At 60.0% G+C, this 17,533-nt stretch carries 21 protein-coding genes and 1 pseudogene; 12 read left to right on the forward strand and 10 right to left on the reverse strand.

Features of this window, described 5'->3' with window-relative positions; all coding sequences use genetic code 11:
* Positions 1 to 15 precede the first annotated feature (15 nt).
* Positions 16 to 1,410 carry an argininosuccinate lyase gene (gene argH, locus AB4N84_RS09720; protein WP_460046149.1) on the forward strand — a complete coding sequence of 465 codons (1,395 nt, stop codon included), beginning with the start codon at positions 16 to 18 and terminating at the stop codon, positions 1,408 to 1,410.
* Positions 1,411 to 1,458: 48 nt separating this feature from the next.
* Here the strand turns inward: argH and AB4N84_RS09725 are convergent, their stop codons facing one another.
* Positions 1,459 to 2,127, reverse strand: a complete 669-nt coding sequence (locus AB4N84_RS09725) for a glutathione S-transferase family protein (protein ID WP_460046150.1) — start codon at positions 2,125 to 2,127, stop codon at positions 1,459 to 1,461.
* A gap of 183 nt (positions 2,128 to 2,310) precedes the next feature.
* On the opposite strand from AB4N84_RS09725, the gene AB4N84_RS09730 reads away from it, so the two are divergent.
* The 3 genes from AB4N84_RS09730 (at position 2,311) to AB4N84_RS09740 (ending at position 6,232) form a co-directional block, all read left to right on the forward strand.
* Complete coding sequence (locus AB4N84_RS09730) at positions 2,311 to 2,601, forward strand: hypothetical protein (protein ID WP_460046151.1); 291 nt, start codon at positions 2,311 to 2,313, stop codon at positions 2,599 to 2,601.
* A gap of 328 nt (positions 2,602 to 2,929) precedes the next feature.
* The gene (locus tag AB4N84_RS09735) at positions 2,930 to 3,178 is read left to right on the forward strand and encodes a TIGR02647 family protein (RefSeq protein WP_074754611.1); all 249 of its coding nucleotides are present in this window, start codon (positions 2,930 to 2,932) and stop codon (positions 3,176 to 3,178) included.
* Positions 3,179 to 3,382: 204 nt separating this feature from the next.
* Positions 3,383 to 6,232: a class I adenylate cyclase gene (locus AB4N84_RS09740; protein WP_460046152.1), complete on the forward strand. Its 2,850-nt coding sequence runs from the start codon at positions 3,383 to 3,385 to the stop codon at positions 6,230 to 6,232.
* A gap of 145 nt (positions 6,233 to 6,377) precedes the next feature.
* Here AB4N84_RS09740 and AB4N84_RS09745 read toward each other — a convergent pair whose 3' ends face one another.
* Together AB4N84_RS09745 and cyaY are read right to left on the reverse strand one after the other, a co-directional pair.
* Positions 6,378 to 6,599 (reverse strand): DUF1289 domain-containing protein, encoded by a 222-nt coding sequence (locus AB4N84_RS09745; protein WP_460046153.1) that lies wholly within the window; start codon positions 6,597 to 6,599, stop codon positions 6,378 to 6,380.
* Positions 6,596 to 6,955, reverse strand: coding sequence for an iron donor protein CyaY (gene cyaY, locus AB4N84_RS09750; protein WP_460046155.1), 360 nt, complete (start codon positions 6,953 to 6,955; stop codon positions 6,596 to 6,598). Before cyaY ends, AB4N84_RS09745 begins: the two co-directional genes overlap by 4 nt.
* A 239-nt stretch (positions 6,956 to 7,194) precedes the next feature.
* On the opposite strand from cyaY, the gene lptM reads away from it, so the two are divergent.
* Genes lptM through AB4N84_RS09780 form a run of 6 tightly spaced genes read left to right on the forward strand, consistent with a single transcriptional unit; the run spans position 7,195 to position 11,790 of the window.
* Positions 7,195 to 7,353: an LPS translocon maturation chaperone LptM gene (lptM, locus tag AB4N84_RS09755; RefSeq protein WP_074754619.1), complete on the forward strand. Its 159-nt coding sequence runs from the start codon at positions 7,195 to 7,197 to the stop codon at positions 7,351 to 7,353.
* Positions 7,354 to 7,362: 9 nt separating this feature from the next.
* Complete coding sequence (gene lysA / locus AB4N84_RS09760; RefSeq protein ID WP_074754621.1) at positions 7,363 to 8,610, forward strand: diaminopimelate decarboxylase; 1,248 nt, start codon at positions 7,363 to 7,365, stop codon at positions 8,608 to 8,610.
* 4 nt (positions 8,611 to 8,614) lie between these two features.
* Positions 8,615 to 9,445, forward strand: coding sequence for a diaminopimelate epimerase (dapF, locus tag AB4N84_RS09765; RefSeq protein WP_460046156.1), 831 nt, complete (start codon positions 8,615 to 8,617; stop codon positions 9,443 to 9,445).
* A gap of 13 nt (positions 9,446 to 9,458) precedes the next feature.
* A complete protein-coding gene (locus AB4N84_RS09770; RefSeq protein ID WP_074754625.1) occupies positions 9,459 to 10,196 on the forward strand; it encodes a DUF484 family protein in 738 nt (245 codons plus the stop codon).
* Between the two features lie 2 nt (positions 10,197 to 10,198).
* Positions 10,199 to 11,098 (forward strand): tyrosine recombinase XerC, encoded by a 900-nt coding sequence (gene xerC / locus AB4N84_RS09775; protein WP_460046158.1) that lies wholly within the window; start codon positions 10,199 to 10,201, stop codon positions 11,096 to 11,098.
* Positions 11,095 to 11,790, forward strand: coding sequence for an HAD family hydrolase (locus AB4N84_RS09780; RefSeq protein ID WP_460046159.1), 696 nt, complete (start codon positions 11,095 to 11,097; stop codon positions 11,788 to 11,790). The genes xerC and AB4N84_RS09780 overlap by 4 nt, the downstream gene beginning before the upstream one ends.
* A gap of 93 nt (positions 11,791 to 11,883) precedes the next feature.
* On the opposite strand, the gene sutA is transcribed toward AB4N84_RS09780, so the two are convergent.
* From sutA to glnK, 4 genes are all read right to left on the reverse strand, one after another.
* Positions 11,884 to 12,216 (reverse strand): transcriptional regulator SutA, encoded by a 333-nt coding sequence (gene sutA, locus AB4N84_RS09785; RefSeq protein ID WP_074754631.1) that lies wholly within the window; start codon positions 12,214 to 12,216, stop codon positions 11,884 to 11,886.
* Between the two features lie 93 nt (positions 12,217 to 12,309).
* Positions 12,310 to 12,741 carry a secondary thiamine-phosphate synthase enzyme YjbQ gene (locus AB4N84_RS09790; protein ID WP_074754633.1) on the reverse strand — a complete coding sequence of 144 codons (432 nt, stop codon included), beginning with the start codon at positions 12,739 to 12,741 and terminating at the stop codon, positions 12,310 to 12,312.
* A 238-nt stretch (positions 12,742 to 12,979) separates the two neighbouring features.
* Positions 12,980 to 14,317 carry an ammonium transporter gene (locus AB4N84_RS09795; protein ID WP_074754635.1) on the reverse strand — a complete coding sequence of 446 codons (1,338 nt, stop codon included), beginning with the start codon at positions 14,315 to 14,317 and terminating at the stop codon, positions 12,980 to 12,982.
* Positions 14,318 to 14,350: 33 nt separating this feature from the next.
* Positions 14,351 to 14,689: a P-II family nitrogen regulator gene (gene glnK, locus AB4N84_RS09800; protein WP_002555808.1), complete on the reverse strand. Its 339-nt coding sequence runs from the start codon at positions 14,687 to 14,689 to the stop codon at positions 14,351 to 14,353.
* Between the two features lie 419 nt (positions 14,690 to 15,108).
* On the opposite strand from glnK, the gene AB4N84_RS09805 reads away from it, so the two are divergent.
* Positions 15,109 to 15,372, forward strand: a complete 264-nt coding sequence (locus tag AB4N84_RS09805) for an accessory factor UbiK family protein (RefSeq protein ID WP_074754637.1) — start codon at positions 15,109 to 15,111, stop codon at positions 15,370 to 15,372.
* A 42-nt stretch (positions 15,373 to 15,414) separates the two neighbouring features.
* Here AB4N84_RS09805 and AB4N84_RS09810 read toward each other — a convergent pair whose 3' ends face one another.
* Positions 15,415 to 15,720 (reverse strand): HigA family addiction module antitoxin, encoded by a 306-nt coding sequence (locus AB4N84_RS09810; RefSeq protein WP_460046161.1) that lies wholly within the window; start codon positions 15,718 to 15,720, stop codon positions 15,415 to 15,417.
* A 10-nt stretch (positions 15,721 to 15,730) separates the two neighbouring features.
* Complete coding sequence (locus AB4N84_RS09815; protein ID WP_460046162.1) at positions 15,731 to 16,009, reverse strand: type II toxin-antitoxin system RelE/ParE family toxin; 279 nt, start codon at positions 16,007 to 16,009, stop codon at positions 15,731 to 15,733.
* 266 nt (positions 16,010 to 16,275) lie between these two features.
* Between AB4N84_RS09815 and AB4N84_RS09820 the strand changes: the two are divergent.
* A pseudogene (locus AB4N84_RS09820) lies at positions 16,276 to 17,127 on the forward strand (magnesium chelatase domain-containing protein); the annotation flags it as partial.
* A 129-nt stretch (positions 17,128 to 17,256) separates the two neighbouring features.
* On the opposite strand, the gene AB4N84_RS09825 reads toward AB4N84_RS09820, so the two are convergent.
* Positions 17,257 to 17,523 carry an antitoxin Xre/MbcA/ParS toxin-binding domain-containing protein gene (locus tag AB4N84_RS09825; RefSeq protein WP_460046164.1) on the reverse strand — a complete coding sequence of 89 codons (267 nt, stop codon included), beginning with the start codon at positions 17,521 to 17,523 and terminating at the stop codon, positions 17,257 to 17,259.
* Positions 17,524 to 17,533: the final 10 nt, after the last annotated feature.

Genomic DNA, 17,533 nt, shown 5'->3' on the forward strand with positions numbered 1-17,533 from the left:
GCAGCGAGCGAATCCATGAGCACCGACAAGACCAATCAGTCCTGGGGCGGCCGCTTCAGTGAACCCGTCGACGCCTTCGTCGCACGCTTCACCGCCTCCGTCACCTTCGATCAGCGCCTTTATCGCCACGACATCATGGGCTCCGTTGCCCACGCCACGATGCTGGCCAAGGTCGGCGTGCTGACCGATGCCGAGCGCGACACCATCGTCGATGGCCTGAAGACCATTCAAGGCGAAATCGAGGCCGGCACCTTCGACTGGCGCGTGGATCTGGAAGACGTTCACATGAACATCGAGGCGCGTCTGACCGACCGCATCGGTATCACCGGCAAGAAGCTGCACACCGGTCGCAGCCGAAACGACCAGGTCGCGACCGACATTCGTTTGTGGCTGCGTGACGAAATCGATCTGATCCTGGCCGAGATCATCCGCCTACAAGAAGGCCTGCTGGGCCTGGCGGAGCGCGAAGCCGACACCATCATGCCGGGGTTCACTCACCTGCAGACCGCACAGCCGGTGACGTTCGGGCACCACATGCTCGCCTGGTTCGAAATGCTCAGCCGCGATTTCGAGCGTCTGGTCGACTGCCGTAAACGCACCAACCGCATGCCATTGGGCAGTGCTGCGCTGGCGGGCACCACGTACCCGATCGACCGCGAGCTGACTTGCCAGTTGCTGGGCTTCGAAGCCGTCGGCGGCAACTCGCTGGACAGCGTGTCGGATCGCGACTTCGCCATCGAATTCTGCGCAGCCGCCAGCGTCGCGATGATGCACTTGTCGCGCTTCTCCGAAGAGCTGGTGCTGTGGACCAGTGCGCAATTCCAGTTCATCGACTTGCCGGACCGCTTCTGCACCGGCAGCTCGATCATGCCGCAAAAGAAAAACCCGGACGTTCCCGAGCTGGTGCGTGGCAAGAGCGGCCGCGTGTTCGGCGCCCTGATGGGCCTGCTGACCTTGATGAAGGGCCAACCGCTGGCCTACAACAAGGACAACCAGGAAGACAAAGAGCCGCTGTTCGACGCCGCCGACACGCTGCGCGATTCGTTGCGCGCCTTTGCCGACATGATTCCGGCCATCAAGCCCAAGCACGCGATCATGCGTGAAGCTGCGCTGCGCGGCTTCTCGACCGCGACCGATCTGGCCGATTACCTGGTTCGCCGTGGCCTGCCGTTCCGTGACTGCCACGAGATCGTGGGTCATGCCGTGAAATACGGCGTGGAAACCGGCAAGGACCTGGCCGAAATGACACTCGATGAACTGCGCCAGTTCAGCGACCAGATCGACCAGGACGTGTTTGCGGTGCTGACGCTGGAAGGCTCGGTCAACGCCCGTGACCACATCGGCGGGACCGCGCCGGCTCAGGTAAAGGCAGCTGTCGTGCGTGGCAAGCAGTTGCTGGCCAGCCGTTAAGTCGACACGGAAGGGCGATGGCAGCAGCAGCCATCGCCCTTTTTACCCTCAATGGACCGAGACGGGACGCACACGCTCCAGAAAAATCGGGAAATCAGCCTCTCTGTCTGCCGCGACACGTTGTGCACAACGTCGGTCATTGAGCCTTTCCAGCAAATCCCTGGCCCCCGCGACTTCGTCCAGCAGGTTCAGGCCGAACAACTGCTGCGCCACCTGTTGCGCCAGGTCCACGCTGTACAGGAAGTAGATGTCCGCCAGCGTAAACTCTGCGCCCGCGACATAGGGGGCAAACTGGCCACGCCGCGCCAGTGCGGCAAAACCCTTGATCAGATCCCGCAGAGCCTTGGCTTTCAGTGCCTGGGGCGTCGCTCGACCACCAAACAACACTTCGACGTAGCACAAGCGCGCTGGCAGCTCGATGTACAACTCGATCTCCTTGGCCATGGTCCACACCTGCGCCCGGGCGAATGGGTGGGCGGGTAAAAGCGGCGTCTGCGGATGGGTATCTTCGAGATAGCGGAGAATCACGTCGGTTTCGCTGATGAACCCGTCTTCGGTCTCCAGCACCGGGACTTTGCCTCGCGCGCTGACAGCGAGGGTTTCCGGGTTCTGGCAGCCATGCATCGAAACGACGTCAAACGGGATCTGCTTCTCCAGCAAAGCCAGTTTGACCATGTTGAAATAGTTACTTGCGGCGAATCCGTAAAGCTTGAACATTGACAGGCCTCCTTGGCCCCTTGAGCGGTCATTGCAACTCACCTCGACCCGTGAGGGCCGATCCAGAGCGGGCCACACCCTATCAGCGGCGCGACGTACGTGCGTTGACGTGCGTCATGCATGCGCCGGATCACACCGCCCCCGATTGCAGTTAAACTGCGGGCCTTTCCTGAGGAGTCCGCCATGAGCGACCACATCGACAACGACGAAGAAGAGTTCGCTGAATCGACCCTGATCCAGGCCATCGAGAACCAGATCGAAAGTGACAAACCGCCTGCCGCCAAAGCCACGTTCAACAAGCTGACCCTGGTCGGTTACGGGCGTGACGACATTCTGGAAATGATGGCGCACGTGCTCGCCGTGGAGATCGACGGGATTCTGGAAGACGACCGCCCGTTCAACACCGAATGGTACGAAAAAGCCCTGCGCGCGCTGCCGGAGCTGCCACCGGGTGTGAAGCTGGAAGACGAGTAAAGCGCTTCTTAACTGGAGCTAAGCGGCACCGCTGTGGGAGCGAATTCATTCGCGAAAAATCGTCCAGGCGATCGAGACACGTCGACTGTACCCACCAATCGCGAACAAGTTCGCTCCCACAGATCCAGAGCCAGGCCTGCATCCGACGGATGCCTGCCAAGTCGTAGGAGCGGGATCGCAACGCACTACCTGACGACCGGCCAGATACTTTCTGCAAAATCTCCAGACGCTAACTACACTCCAGATGCCTCGCTGCCGCTTGACCGACGGGGCTGTCACGTCTGCGATTCGTTCGCCGCGTTTTCAATTAGAAAAGTCTGGAGCACCTATGTCGTTTACCCCTGAATTGGTTGCCGAACTGGAAATCCTGTCACTGTTCAACCTGCGCAATACCCAGGAGGGCCTTAAAGTCCACCACGTGGCTGCTCCTACCGCCGTTGCCGCTGCCAAACGACTCTTTGAAAAAGGCCTGACGACTCAGGTCGACGGAGGCTATCTGACCAGTCTGGGACTGGATGCCGCCGAGCATGCTCAATCGCTGCTGATCATTCTGACCACCGCCCAGGAAGCGGCCTGAAATCGTCGCGTCGCGAAACCTTTGCCAGGACGCATGAAATAAAGGTTTCGCGAGCCCTTCATTTATAAGATGCTGCGCCGATAAAATTCTGGCGCCAGAAAAAAGACAAGCCATCGCGTTACAAGCAGCTATCTGCCCCTGACCTTTCTTGCCTGTCGCCTTGCTCGCCACCCCAGCAGTGCCGTTCGCCGGCTTTGAGTCGCGATGACGCGTAGTTTCGAAATTCGCCCCGATCTGGATGAGGGCATCGACCGCAAGGTCCTCAGCCAGTTGCGCAACCGCTTCCTGACCCTCAATGAAGGGCGGCTGGCGCGTGCCAATGAAGGTTTGTCCACACGCCAACAGTCCGTGCTGGCGCTGTTGCCGCTGTTTTTCCACGTTAACCATCCCTTGCTGCCCGGCTATGTCTCGGGGGCTACGCCTGCTGGCGTGTCCCACTACGAACCCGACGCGCAGGCGCTGGCCGAAGCGCAGCGCCTGACGCGCTCTTTTTCGTACAAACCGCGTCGCGGCAATCCTCCACAGCCCATCCACGGCATCTTCCTGATGGGCAGCCTTGGCACGCTGGCCCAAGCCGATCAGAGCGATATGGATGTCTGGATCTGCCACGACACCCACCTGTCGCCCGAAGACGTCCTGGAGCTGCGCAAAAAATGCCAGGCACTGGAAACCTGGGCAGCGACCATGGGCGCCGAGGCGCACTTTTTCCTGATCGACCCTGAGCGGTTTGTAGTGGGCGAGCGCGATGCACAGCTGAGCGGCGAGGATTGCGGAACGACGCAGCACTATCTGCTGCTCGACGAGTTCTACCGCACAGCCATCTGGCTGGCAGGCCGCACGCCCATCTGGTGGCTGGTGCCCGTCTACGAAGAGACACGTTACGCCGAGTACACCCATACGCTTCTGTCCAAGCGCTTCATTCGAGAAGACGAAGTGCTCGATCTGGGCAATATGTCGCGCATTCCGCCCGGCGAGTTCATTGGAGCCGGGCTCTGGCAGCTGTTCAAGGGCATAGAGTCACCCTACAAGTCCGTGCTCAAGCTGTTGCTGACCGAGGTCTACGCCAGCGAACACCCGCAGGTGCAGTGCCTGAGCATGCGCTTCAAACAGCAGGTGTTCGCCAACAATGTCGACCTGGACGAACTCGATCCTTACATGATGGTGTACCGCCGGATCGAGGAATACCTGCGCGACCGGGGCGAGCCGGAACGTCTGGAGCTGGTCAGACGCAGCCTTTACCTGAAAGTGAACAAGAAGCTCACCGGCTTACCGCGCCAGCGCACCACAAGCTGGCAACGTCTGTTGCTGGAGCGTCTGGCGAAAGAATGGAAATGGGACGAACGTCAGCTTGCCCTGCTCGACAGCCGCAGCCAGTGGAAGGTGCGTCAGGTGTCCAGCGAACGCCGTGCGCTGGTCAGCGAGCTCAATTACAGCTACCGCTTCCTGACGCAATTCGCTCGCACACAAAACGCGATCAGCTCCATCAACAAGCGCGACCTGAATGTGCTCGGCCGTCGGCTGTATGCCGCGTTCGAGCGCAAGGCGGGCAAGGTCGAATTCGTCAATCCGGGCATCTCTCCGGACCTCGCCGAAGACACGCTGACGCTGGTGCAATCGCCGAACAAACGTGAACCCGGTAAATACCAGTGGGGTTTGTACAACGGCAACCTTGGCGCCCATGAGTGGGAAACCTTCGCGCCGATCAAACGCAGCCGCGAGTTGCTGGAGCTTCTGGCCTGGTGTCATCGCAATAATGTGATCGACAGCAGCACCCGGCTCGCGCTGCACCCCGGCACCAGCGATTTGACCGAGTTCGAGCTGTTCAATCTTCAGGGCGCCTTGCAACACAGCATTCCGACGCCGCTGGGCATGGTCCACGAAGACGTTCTGCTCAAGCCGAGCGTGCCCAGCGAAATCCTGCTGCTGGTCAACGTGGGCGTTGACCCGCTCAAGCATCACAAAGACCTGAACATCCTGATGACCACCGAGCGCACTGACTCGCTGAGCTATGCCGGGGTGCGGGAAAACCTGGTGCTGACCTTCGACCAGATCACGCTCAACAGCTGGAACGAGGTGCTGGTCAGCCGCTTCGACGGCCCGCATGCGCTGCTCGACTGCCTCACCGAGCTGCTCAACAACGTGCCTGAAACACCACCCAAGCCGGTCATCCGCGTGCGCTGCTTCTGCCACAATCGCGCGCCTGCGATTGCGCAAAGGGTCGAGGAGCTGATCAACACGGCGCAGCTGCTGCTGGCCCGGAACCTCAATCATCGTTATCTGATTCAGGTCCAGCACCACTATCACGTGCTGGAAATGACGCCAGGGCAAGTCAGCCATGTTGCGATCGACAACCTGACAGCGCTTTACCAATATCTTGGCGAAGAGTTGCCGACCTACAGCCCGATCCACCTCGACCCGCAAGCGCTCGATGACAACGACCTGTCGCTGATCATTCCTCACGGCCAGCCTGAGTGCATTCAGGTGTTCTACCGGATCAACGAGCCGCAGGCGGATCTGTACGTGCTGGATGAACACAATGCGCTCTGGCATCAGCGTTTGCCGTATCACGACGAATCCAGCCTGATGATGCCGTTGCAGCGTTTCCTGCAGTCATTGATGTACCGACGTGGTGCCCTCTTGCCGCTGGACAACCCCCTGGAGCCTTCGTCGCTGGACACGTTGTATTACCGAATCACCCCGGACGGCGCCGGACGCGCGCGGCGCATCGAGCAACGACTGGCACCGGTCATGCCCACCGACAAACCGTTCTACGACGTTCAGGCCATCGTCGAGGAAGCCTCTCCCGGCCAGGTCAGCGTGACGCTGTACTGCGACGGCATGGAGTTTTCCGAGCTGGAATTCGGCGAACAGTTGTACAGCGTCGTCGCCCGGCAGATTCTCGACCAGCGCAGCGAGCCTCAACGCTACCGCTGCTACATCACCGACCTGGATCTCTCGGGAATACTGGGGGATACCCGAGGACAGACCATCCTGTTCCTGCGCTACAAGGCCGAGCTGGAGAAGTCGCTGAATGAAGCGATGGATGAGGCTTGAGGAACCCCCAGATCGTGCGGAGTGGACGAAGCCCTGTAGGAGCGAATTCATTCGCGAAAGCGAGTGCAGGCGAAGGATTTGTATCGGCTGTACCGCCGTATCGCGAATGAATTCGCTCCCACAGATGCCAAGAGACATCCATCAGTCAGCGTTGCGCACGCCGCTCTGATGCTTGCCGCACAATCTCTCGCCTGCGCTCGTCCGTCGCCGCGCGCCATTCGCGGATGTCTTCGACGTGCCGGAAACATCCCGTACACACTTTGCCCTCATCCAGCCGACATACGCTGATGCAAGGCGATGGAACAGCCGGGCTGACGTTGCTGAACAGCGGTTTTGGCGGTTTTACAGGCGCGGCACTGGCGGTCATTCACGGTTGCCGTCGGAGTGACCATCGATCGCGTCGAACTCAAGCTCTGCACCCGCCTGCTTCAATGCCAGACGATGGAGCATTTCGCCCAGCAGCTCTTCGCTTTTGTCGCACACCCAGCGCTTCTCTTCTTCGTCGTAGTCGAAGTGGAAACCACCGTCGACCGCCGCCAGCCACAACTGACGCAGTGGATCCTGACGACTGAAGATGAACTGAGTGCCGTTTTCAAACTTTACCGTGAGCACACCGGCCGAACTCTCAAGGTCCAGGTCCAGACCGCTCTCGTCAAAGATGTCCTCGAGCTTTTCTTGGGTGGCATCCACCAGGTCGTGAAAGCGGGCTTCGGTCAAACTCATTGCAGGAACCTCGAAAGTGTCTACGGATGGCGCAGCGACGCAAGATACGGTCGCTCTCCGGCAATTGCAAAGCATACCCGCCCAATTGCCATTCGCCGCGCCAAAAAACCGCACGGCGTTTACCCGGTTATCTGGCAAATGCGTCAAAGCCCCGCCGGACGGGAACTCCAGCGCATAGGCAATCTGTAGGCTGGTCGGTATACTCGGGCGCAATTAATGCTTATACAAAGGATTTCGCCATGAAGCGCCTGATTTCCTCCCTGGCCGCGCTCCTCGCTGTAGCGTGCCTGGTCTCTGCCTGCGGTCAAAAAGGTCCGCTGTACCTGCCCGATGATGAACAATCCAACGCACCGGGCGCTCAGAACCAATCGCACACGCACAAGCACTCGACCTACTAGGGACTGACCATGGACGCCTTCAACTACCGCGACGGTGAGCTGTTCGCGGAGGGAGTTGCATTGTCTGCCATCGCCGAGCGCTTCGGCACGCCGACGTATGTCTACTCCCGCGCGCACATCGAAGCGCAATACCGCGCCTACGCCGACGCTCTGAGTGGCACGCCGCACCTGGTCTGCTTCGCGGTCAAAGCCAACTCCAACCTGGGCGTGCTCAATGTCCTGGCCCGTCTGGGCGCCGGTTTCGACATCGTTTCCCGTGGCGAACTGGAGCGCGTGCTGGCCGCAGGCGGTCAGGCCGACAAGATCGTGTTCTCCGGCGTCGGCAAGACCCGTGACGACATGCGTCGTGCGCTTGAAGTGGGCGTTCATTGCTTCAACGTCGAATCCACCGACGAACTGGAACGCCTGCAGGTCGTGGCCGCCGAAATGGGCGTACGCGCCCCGGTTTCCCTGCGCGTGAACCCGGACGTCGACGCGGGCACTCACCCGTACATTTCCACCGGCCTTAAAGAAAACAAGTTCGGCATCGCCATCGCTGACGCCGAAGACGTCTACATCCGTGCCGCGCAGTTGCCGAACCTTGATGTCATTGGCGTCGATTGCCACATCGGTTCGCAACTGACCACGCTGTCGCCTTTCGTCGATGCGCTGGATCGCCTGCTGGACCTGGTCGACCGTCTTGGCGACTGCGGCATTCAGCTGCGTCACCTGGATCTGGGTGGCGGTCTGGGCGTGCGTTATCGCGATGAAGAGCCGCCCTTGGCCGGCGAGTACATCAAGGCCGTGCGCGAACGCCTTGATGGTCGCGACCTGGCATTGATGTTCGAACCAGGCCGTTTCATCGTGGCAAACGCTGGCGTCCTGCTGACCCGTATCGAATACCTCAAGCACACCGAGCACAAAGATTTCGCCATCGTTGACGCGGCCATGAACGACCTTATCCGCCCGGCGCTGTATCAGGCCTGGATGGACGTCACGGCCGTCAAGCCCCGTGACGGTGCTGCGCGCCCGTACGACATCGTCGGCCCCATCTGCGAAACCGGCGACTTCCTGGCCAAGGAACGCGAGTTGGCGCTGGCCGAAGGCGACCTGCTGGCGGTTCACTCCGCTGGCGCCTATGGCTTCGTGATGAGCTCCAACTACAACACCCGCGGCCGTGCTGCCGAAGTGTTGGTCGATGGGGATCAGGCGTTCGAAGTGCGTCGTCGTGAAACCGTGACTGAGCTGTTTGCCGGCGAAAGCCTGCTGCCGGAGTAATCCCATGCTGCTGCGTTTTACCAAGATGCATGGCCTGGGCAACGATTTCATGGTGCTGGACCTTGTGAGCCAGCACGCGCACATCCTGCCCAAGCACGCCAAGCAATGGGGCGATCGACACACCGGCATCGGTTTCGATCAGCTGCTGCTGGTCGAAGCGCCGAGCAATCCGGATGTGGATTTTCGCTACCGGATTTTCAATTCTGACGGCTCCGAAGTCGAACAGTGCGGCAACGGCGCGCGCTGCTTCGCCCGCTTCGTGCTGGACAAGCGCCTGACGGCCAAAAAGCAGATCCGCGTCGAAACCAAAAGCGGCATCATCGAGCTGGATATCCGTAACGACGGCCAGATCAGCGTCGACATGGGCGCGCCGCGTCTGGTGCCTGCTGATATCCCTTTCGATGCGCCGCAACAGGCGATCAGCTACACGCTTGAAGTCGACGACGAAACGGTCGAACTGGCTGCCGTGTCCATGGGCAATCCCCATGCGGTGCTGCGCGTCTACGACATCAACAACGCACCTGTTCATACGCTGGGCCCGAAAATCGAGAATCACCCGCGCTTTCCGGCCAGGGTAAACGTCGGTTTCCTCCACGTCGTCGACCGTCAGCGCGCACAATTGCGCGTCTGGGAGCGCGGGGCGGGCGAAACCCAGGCCTGCGGCACCGGCGCTTGCGCCGCGGCCGTTGCCGCCATCAGCCAGGGCTGGATGGAGTCGCCACTGTTGATCGATCTGCCCGGCGGACGCTTGTCCATCGAGTGGGCCGGCCCGGGACATCCTGTGCTGATGACCGGCCCGGCCGTCAGGGTCTACGAAGGCCAAGTACGTCTATGAGTGAGAGTATCCAATGACCGACCAGCCTCAGACTTCAACCGACACGCCCAGCGAATCGCCTGCCGATAACGCAGTGCCCGCCCTTGAAGCCGAGGCAGTCGCCGCCTGGCTACAGCAACACCCGGACTTTTTCGCCGAGCATGACGACCTGCTCACCGCGATGCGCATTCCTCACCAGCGTGGCGACACCGTCTCGCTGGTTGAGCGCCAGCTGAAGTTACTGCGCGAACGCAACATCGAAATGCGCCATCGGCTTTCACAGCTGATGGACGTCGCGCGCGACAACGACCGTCTCTTCGAAAAAACCCGTCGCCTGATCCTCGCGCTGATGGACGCCAACAGCCTGGAAGACATCGTGATCGCGGTGGAAGACAGCCTGCGTCAGGAGTTTCAGGTGCCGTTCGTGAGCCTGATCCTGTTCAGCGACAACCCGATGACCGTGGGCCGCTGGGTCACCAGCGCCGAGGCGCAGAAAGCCCTCGGTGGATTGATCTCGGGCGGCAAGACAGTCTGCGGCGCCTTGCGCGAGCACGAGCTGGAGTTCCTGTTCGGTGCTGACCAGAGCAAGGAAGTCGGCTCCACCGCCATCGTCGCGCTCAATCATCAAGGCCTGCACGGCGTACTGGCCATCGGCAGCCGCGACCCGCAGCACTACAAAAGCTCGGTGGGCACGCTGTTCCTCACCTACATCGCCGATGTGTTGAGCCGCCTGCTGCCGCGCTTCACCAACGCCCTGCGTTCGGTGCGCTAGTCATGGAACGGCAGCTGGACGCTTACTGCACACACCTGCGCAGTGAGCGTCAGGTGTCGCCTCACACGCTGGCTGCCTATCGCCGAGATTTGAGCAGAGTGCTGGGGTTCTGCGAGAAGCAGAACATCGGCAGCTGGAAGGCCCTGGACATTCAGTCCATGCGCGGCCTGGTCGCCCGCTTGCACCAACAGGGTCAGTCATCGCGCAGCATCGCCCGCCTGCTCTCCGCAGTGCGGGGCTTTTATCATTACCTGAACCGCGAAGGCATCTGCGATCACGACCCCGCCAACGGCCTGGCGCCTCCCAAAGGCGAGCGCCGCCTGCCCAAGACACTGGATGCCGATCGCACGCTGCAGTTGCTGGAAGGCGGCGTCGAAGACGAATTCCTCGCCCGCCGCGATCACGCGATTCTCGAATTGTTTTACTCGTCCGGCCTGCGTTTATCCGAACTGACAGGCCTGAATTGCGAGCAGCTGGACCTGGCGGATGGGCTCGTTCAGGTGCTCGGCAAAGGCAGCAAGACCCGCGTGCTCCCTGTCGGCCGAAAAGCCCGCGAGGCGCTGGAGGAATGGTTGAAACAGCGCGCGCTGGCCAACCCTCAGGACGACGCGGTGTTCGTCAGCCAGCAAGGTCGACGGCTGGGTCCAAGGTCGATCCAGCTTCGGGTCAAGGCAGCAGGTGAGCGCGAGCTGGGGCAAAACCTGCACCCGCACATGCTCCGGCACTCCTTCGCCAGCCACTTGCTCGAATCCTCCCAGGACCTGCGCGCCGTGCAGGAATTGCTGGGGCACGCCGACATCACAACGACTCAGATCTACACCCACCTGGATTTCCAACACCTGGCGACGGTGTATGACAGCGCCCACCCACGGGCCAAACGCAAGGATTCTTCAGAACCATGAGCATCAAGCTGATCACCTTCGATCTGGACGACACGCTGTGGGACACCGCACCGGCCATCGTCAGCGCAGAAGCCATGCTGCGCGACTGGCTGGCGGAACACGCACCGAAGCTGGGCCCGGTGCCGGTGGAACATTTGTGGGAAATTCGCTCGCGTCTGGTCGAAGCCGACCCGACCTTCAAGCACCGAATCAGCGCCCTGCGCCGTCGGGTACTGTTTCTGGCGCTTGAGGATGCGGGTTATGCCCACCCTGAGGCACAGGATCTGGCGGACCGTAGCTTTGAGGTCTTCCTGCAAGGACGGCATCAGCTGGATATCTTCCCCGAGGTCGTACCGACGCTGGAACTGCTCACCAAGCAGTACACCCTGGGCGTGGTCACCAACGGCAATGCCGACGTGCGCCGCTTGGGTCTGGCCGACTATTTTTCGTTTGCGCTGTGCGCGGAAGACCTGGGCATCGGCAAGCCCGATCCGGCACCGTTCCTGGAGGCGCTCAAACGCGGCAACGCCGATGCGCGTCACGCCGTGCACGTGGGCGATCATCCCGGCGACGATATCGCAGGGGCTCAGCAGGCGGGCTTGCGGGCGATCTGGTACAACCCGGCGGGCAAGCCGTGGGAGTCGGATAGGGCGCCGGATGCGCAGATCAGGCGTTTGACGGAGTTGCCGGGGGTGTTGGCGGGATGGGGTTGAGGGCTGGGTTGGGCCAGACACCAAAAGCATGAAACAAACCCAAAAAAAAGCCCGCAGCGACAGCGGGCTTTTTCCAGCAGGTATCAGACACCCTTAAATAGGGCGGCTACCGTACTTGTTGTCAGGCTTCTTGGGCGGATCGGCGACCACATTGGCCTCCACTTCCTGCACTTTGCCGCCACGGGCGAGGAACTCTTCCATCGCGCGAGCCAGAGCGTCACGCTCTTTATTCTTGGCCTCTACGCTGGGCAGCTCATCAACCGAGACCGCAGCCTTGGCCTTGCCTTTGGTTGGGGTGACCGACGCTTCGGGGCTGTCTTCGACATCCGCGCCGTCGTCTTCGGGAGCAGCCGCAAGCTCCTCACCGTCGTCCTCACCTTCCAGATCGTCTTCCAGACCTTCGTTATCGATGTCGTCGTCGCTCATGTTCTACCTCATGACTTGCGAAAGCAGATTAGTTATAGCCCAGCTGCGCCTAATTTCTAAGACAGCCGGAAAAAATTCAACTACCGCCGACAATCAGCGGTCGTGCCCCTCACCCTGCAGGGTGGCGAGGACTTTACGTGCACCGCCGGCATCACGGTGCTCGCCTAAATAAACACCTTGCCAGGTACCCATCGCCAACCTCCCGTCAGTCACCGGAAGAACAAGCTGGCAGCCTAGCAAACTGGCTTTGAAGTGCGCAGGCAGGTCGTCGGGACCCTCGTCGTCATGTTCATACCCGTCACGCCCTTGCGGCACCAATCGGTTGAAAAAACGTTCGAAGTCACGACGCACAGCCGGGTCGGCATTCTCGTTGATGGTCAACGAGGCCGAGGTATGCTGCAGCCACAAATGCAACAGACCCACTCGGCAATCTCGCAGTCCGGGAAGCCCTGCGACGATCTCGTCGGTCACCAGATGAAAGCCGCGAGGCCTTGCACGCAGCGTGATTCTGGTCTGTTGCCACATACAGTTCTCCGCCCTTCGGCGCGCATTCTAACGCGGTAAAAAAAAAAGCAAAGCACGCAATGAGTGACGTTTTTTGTAAGCCGAAAACCCAAGTGGGTATGCCGTTGCAAAAACCCTCGGGGATGCCCTGCGACAGGGCCTGAATGCCGTTCGTGCGTCACTCGCTGGCGGTCTTGCCTATCGACAAACGCCAGACAAAAAAATGCCCGGCAACCCGGGCATTTTTTTACAGCCGTGATTACAAGTTGTAGCCACGCTCGTTGTGTTGCGCAAGGTCCAGGCCAACCGCTTCTTCTTCCTCGGTGACACGCAGGCCCATGACCGCGTCCAGCACCTTGAGGATGATGAAGGTCACGATCGCGGTGTAGATGATCGTGAAGCCTACGCCTTTGCACTGGATCCAGACTTGAGCAGCGATGTCGGTCACAGTGCCGAAGCCGCCCAGCGACGGTGCTGCGAAGACACCGGTCAGGATCGCGCCCAGGATACCGCCGATACCGTGAACGCCGAAGGCATCCAGGGAGTCGTCGTAGCCCAGCTTGCGTTTCAGGCTGGTGGCGCAGAAGAAGCAGACTACGCCCGCCGCCAGACCGATGATCAGGCCGCCCATTGGGCCGACAGTACCGGCCGCAGGGGTGATGGCAACCAGACCGGCAACCACGCCCGAAGCGATACCCAGCGCGCTTGGCTTACCGTGGGTCAGCCATTCGGCGAACATCCAGCCCAGCGCAGCGGCAGCGGTTGCGATCTGAGTGACCAGCATCGCCATACCGGCAGTGCCGTTCGCCGCAGCAGCGGAACCGGCGTTGAAGCCGAACCAGCCTACCCACAGCATCGCTGCGCCGACCAGGGTATAACCCAGGTTGTGCGGAGCCATCGGGGTGGTCGGGAAACCTTTACGCTTGCCCAGTACCAGGCACGCTACCAAACCCGCCACACCGGCGTTGATGTGAACGACGGTGCCGCCTGCGAAGTCCAGAACGCCCCAGTCCCACAGCAGACCACCGACACCACTCCAGACCATGTGCGCGATAGGCGCATAGACCAGGGTGAACCAGATGGCCATGAAGATCAGCATCGCGGAGAACTTCATGCGTTCTGCGAAGGCACCGACGATCAGGGCTGGAGTAATGATGGCAAAAGTCATCTGGAAGGTGACGAACACAGCTTCTGGGAACAGCGCTGTTGCACCTGTGATGCTGGAAGGCGTGATGCCTGCCAGGAACGCCTTCGACAGGCCGCCGACGAAGGAGTTGAAGTTAATGACGTTGGCTTCCATACCGGTGGTATCGAACGCCATGCTGTAGCCGTAGATGCACCACAGAATGCTGATCAGACCGGTGATGGCGAAGCACTGCATCATCACGGAAAGAACGTTCTTCGAACGGACCATGCCGCCGTAGAACAGTGCAAGACCGGGAACGGTCATGAACAGCACCAGGGCTGTCGAAGTCAGCATCCAGGCGGTGTCGCCTGAGTTCAGTACTGGGGCTGCCACTTCGTCTGCCGCCATGGCCAAGCCAGGGGTTACGAGGGACAACAGGGCTCCTAGCCCTGCGAATTGACGCAGAGTCATATTGTTTTCTCCTGGGGCGTTGGGTTTGGCGGCTTAGATTGCGTCGGTATCGGTTTCGCCGGTACGTATGCGAATAGCCTGTTCCAGATTGACCACGAAGATCTTTCCGTCACCGATCTTGCCGGTGTTGGCCGCTTTGGTTATCGCTTCGATAACGCGGTCCAGATCCTTGTCGTCGATCGCAACATCGATCTTCACCTTGGGAAGGAAGTCGACTACGTATTCCGCACCGCGATACAGCTCGGTGTGGCCTTTCTGACGTCCGAAGCCTTTGACTTCAGTTACCGTGATGCCCTGCACGCCGATTTCGGACAACGACTCGCGTACGTCGTCCAGCTTGAACGGCTTGATGATGGCAGTGACTAGCTTCATGAAACTTTCTCCCGAATTGGTGGACTTGCCCCAGGAAAACAAACCCGACTCAAGTCTAAGCGCAGTGTCTGGCTTTGTAACGCGTCGATGGCCCGAAACAGACCAGACCGACTCCAGAAAACCGCTTCTGACGAAACACTTCCCCGCTCCGCCTGCCGCACTGCATTCGTCACAGCGACTGCATCAGTGCATGGGTCATATGCCACTAAGCAGAAAGCTTGCCATCTCGTTCAATCCCAGGAATTACGGCGCGTTGATGCCTTTTCCGAGTATCCAGATCGCCATCATCCAACCCGTCCGCACAACAACAGTGCGCACGTGCACGCCCTCATGCGCGAAAACCGTGCAACCCTGCGCCCGTGAAAAGACTATAGACGCTGCGTGCTACACTCCCGCCCATCTGATTCCGGAAGTTGATCATGCTCGCGCCCAAAGCTTTTCTAGACGCCCTGAGTGGCCATGCCTCGCGGTTGTTCAACGGCGAGACCCCGCTACCACGCAACGAATTCGAAACTCAGTTCAAAGCGCTGCTGCAAAGCGGCTTCAGCAAACTGGATCTGGTCAGCCGCGAAGAGTTCGACAGCCAGATGCTCGTCCTGGCCCGCACCCGTGCCCGTCTTGAGGCACTGGAAGCGAAAATGACCGAGATGGAAGCGCAACTGGCGGCACAACCAAAAGAGTGACATTACGACATGCCTGGCACACCCCAGACATGTTGGATGTGCTCAAGCGCAGTGCGAGAGGCGTTGGACTTGCGCTTTTATGGCCGACCCGCGTTCGATTTCCGTTTTGCGCAGGTCGTAGGTCAATTGCAGGTTCAGCCAGAACTCCGGGGTCGTTTCAAAACACGCCGCGAGGCGCAACGCCACGTCAGCGCTCACACCCCTTCGCTGAAGCACAATGTCATTGATCGTTGGCGTGGAAACGCTCAAAGCTCGAGCGAGTGCTGCTGACGTCAAGCCCAGCGGCTCCAGGTACTCTTCCTTGAGAACTTCCCCTGGGTGCACGGGGCGCATTCCGTTCTTGGTCATTTGATTTACCTCAGTGGTAATCGACGATTTCGACATTCTCCGGGCCATGTATCCCCCAGATAAAGCAAATACGCCATTGAGCGTTGATACGTATGCTGTGCTGTCCTTTGCGATCACCTCCAAGCGATTCAAGACGATTGCCTGGAGGAGACTTGAGATCGATGATTGACGAAGCAGCATCGAGCATCGTCAGCTTGCGCTCCACGACCGACAGGATTGAAGACCACACACGTGTTTTGCCCTGCCTGAAGAGCGATTCTGTATCCGTACATTTGAAACTTACGATCATTATTAACGCTTAACGTTATTCGTTAAGTGGCGAGTGTAGGTGCGCTTGAATGATTGGTCCAGTCTATCCATGCACGCCACGACGCCAATTCTATTTTCCGCCCACGTTTCGCCACACTGAGAGCGAAAAAAGCTCGGCGCCGGGTTGTGAGCGCTTCCTCGGATCCGGCCAGGACACATGCAGTAGAACTTGCTAGGCCCCTTCCACCTCTTCGCTGACTATCCTTGAGCACGCCGCAGGACGCGGTGCCTCATCAAGGAAAGATCATGTCCCTCGCCATTGTCCTCAGCCGCGCTCAAGTCGGTGTCGAAGCCCCTGCCGTTACCGTCGAAACCCACCTGGCCAATGGCTTGCCCTCACTCACGTTGGTGGGGTTGCCCGAAGGCGCCGTGAAAGAAAGCAAGGACCGGGTGCGCAGTGCGATTCTGAACTGTCGGCTGGAGTTTCCTGCGCGGCGCATCACCTTGAATCTTGCCCCTGCTGACTTGCCCAAGGACGGTGGCCGTTTTGATTTGGCCATCGCGCTGGGTTTGCTGGCTGCCAGCGCGCAAGTCCCTACGCTGGCGCTCGATGGCGTGGAATGCCTGGGCGAACTTGCGCTGTCCGGCGCGATACGGCCTGTGCAGGGCGTGCTGCCCGCGGCGCTGGCCGCGCGTGCCGCCGGGCACACGTTGATCGTACCGGCGGTGAACGCCGAGGAAGCCTGCCTGGCCTCCGGGCTGAAAGTGATCGCGGTGAGTCATCTGCTGGAACTGGTCGCTCATCTGAACGGCCACACCGTCATCGCGCCGTATAAGTCCAACGGACTGATTCTGCAAACCCAACCGTATCCTGATCTGAGCGAAGTCCAAGGCCAGACTGCAGCCAAGCGCGCGCTGTTGGTCGCTGCGGCCGGCGCTCACAACCTTTTGTTCAGCGGCCCGCCCGGCACCGGCAAAACCCTGCTCGCCAGCCGCCTGCCCGGCCTGCTGCCGCCGCTGGATGAGTTCGAGGCGCTGGAAGTCGCAGCGATCCAGTCGGTCGCCAGCCATGCGCCCTTGACCAGTTGGCCGCAGAGACCCTTCCGCCAACCGCACCACTCGGCTTCGGGGCCGGCGCTGGTGGGCGGGGGCTGTAGGATTCTGAATTAAATGCGACATTTCCTAAATAAATGCGACAGCAATGCGCCGCTTGGCGTCGAAATCATGAGAGCCGGATCTCTCGCCATCGAGGTTAGAGAGCAAGCCCAAACGTCTTGGGACCGAGCATTATACGTAGACGCCGTATTCAATCTGCATCAAGAAACCCAGGACACGGCGATATCCTGACTGAGTTGATAGCAGGCCACATGGGGATTGATAATCAAGCCCTCGAGCTGGATGCATAACCCACTCTTCAGCATCAGCACGCGCGCCTAGCACACGCTGAGCCGTCGCCAAGACGACCTCTCTTCTCGTTATGAAGCAACGATGTTCATTACTCCAGCACTTGTCCGAAGGCCAAACCCGTTTCTCGAAAATTTGAGCTCCGCTCATTGAAACCACC

The sequence above is a fragment of the Pseudomonas sp. S2_H01 genome (assembly GCF_054668305.1).

Excerpts from the sequence above, each read along its gene's own strand:
- AB4N84_RS09725 (WP_460046150.1), bottom strand. The coding sequence starts at position 2,127 with ATGTTCAAGCTTTACGGATTCGCCGCAAGTAACTATTTCAACATGGTC.
- AB4N84_RS09805 (WP_074754637.1), top strand. The coding sequence starts at position 15,109 with ATGCTCGCGCCCAAAGCTTTTCTAGACGCCCTGAGTGGCCATGCCTCG.
- glnK (WP_002555808.1), bottom strand. The coding sequence starts at position 14,689 with ATGAAGCTAGTCACTGCCATCATCAAGCCGTTCAAGCTGGACGACGTA.
- AB4N84_RS09795 (WP_074754635.1), bottom strand. The coding sequence starts at position 14,317 with ATGACTCTGCGTCAATTCGCAGGGCTAGGAGCCCTGTTGTCCCTCGTA.
- AB4N84_RS09730 (WP_460046151.1), top strand. The coding sequence starts at position 2,311 with ATGAGCGACCACATCGACAACGACGAAGAAGAGTTCGCTGAATCGACC.
- dapF (WP_460046156.1), top strand. The coding sequence starts at position 8,615 with ATGCTGCTGCGTTTTACCAAGATGCATGGCCTGGGCAACGATTTCATG.
- AB4N84_RS09735 (WP_074754611.1), top strand. The coding sequence starts at position 2,930 with ATGTCGTTTACCCCTGAATTGGTTGCCGAACTGGAAATCCTGTCACTG.
- AB4N84_RS09740 (WP_460046152.1), top strand. The coding sequence starts at position 3,383 with ATGACGCGTAGTTTCGAAATTCGCCCCGATCTGGATGAGGGCATCGAC.
- AB4N84_RS09780 (WP_460046159.1), top strand. The coding sequence starts at position 11,095 with ATGAGCATCAAGCTGATCACCTTCGATCTGGACGACACGCTGTGGGAC.
- lptM (WP_074754619.1), top strand. The coding sequence starts at position 7,195 with ATGAAGCGCCTGATTTCCTCCCTGGCCGCGCTCCTCGCTGTAGCGTGC.
- AB4N84_RS09770 (WP_074754625.1), top strand. The coding sequence starts at position 9,459 with ATGACCGACCAGCCTCAGACTTCAACCGACACGCCCAGCGAATCGCCT.
- AB4N84_RS09815 (WP_460046162.1), bottom strand. The coding sequence starts at position 16,009 with ATGATCGTAAGTTTCAAATGTACGGATACAGAATCGCTCTTCAGGCAG.
- xerC (WP_460046158.1), top strand. The coding sequence starts at position 10,199 with ATGGAACGGCAGCTGGACGCTTACTGCACACACCTGCGCAGTGAGCGT.
- AB4N84_RS09825 (WP_460046164.1), bottom strand. The coding sequence starts at position 17,523 with ATGAGCGGAGCTCAAATTTTCGAGAAACGGGTTTGGCCTTCGGACAAG.
- AB4N84_RS09810 (WP_460046161.1), bottom strand. The coding sequence starts at position 15,720 with ATGACCAAGAACGGAATGCGCCCCGTGCACCCAGGGGAAGTTCTCAAG.
- argH (WP_460046149.1), top strand. The coding sequence starts at position 16 with ATGAGCACCGACAAGACCAATCAGTCCTGGGGCGGCCGCTTCAGTGAA.
- lysA (WP_074754621.1), top strand. The coding sequence starts at position 7,363 with ATGGACGCCTTCAACTACCGCGACGGTGAGCTGTTCGCGGAGGGAGTT.
- cyaY (WP_460046155.1), bottom strand. The coding sequence starts at position 6,955 with ATGAGTTTGACCGAAGCCCGCTTTCACGACCTGGTGGATGCCACCCAA.
- AB4N84_RS09745 (WP_460046153.1), bottom strand. The coding sequence starts at position 6,599 with ATGACCGCCAGTGCCGCGCCTGTAAAACCGCCAAAACCGCTGTTCAGC.
- sutA (WP_074754631.1), bottom strand. The coding sequence starts at position 12,216 with ATGAGCGACGACGACATCGATAACGAAGGTCTGGAAGACGATCTGGAA.
- AB4N84_RS09790 (WP_074754633.1), bottom strand. The coding sequence starts at position 12,741 with ATGTGGCAACAGACCAGAATCACGCTGCGTGCAAGGCCTCGCGGCTTT.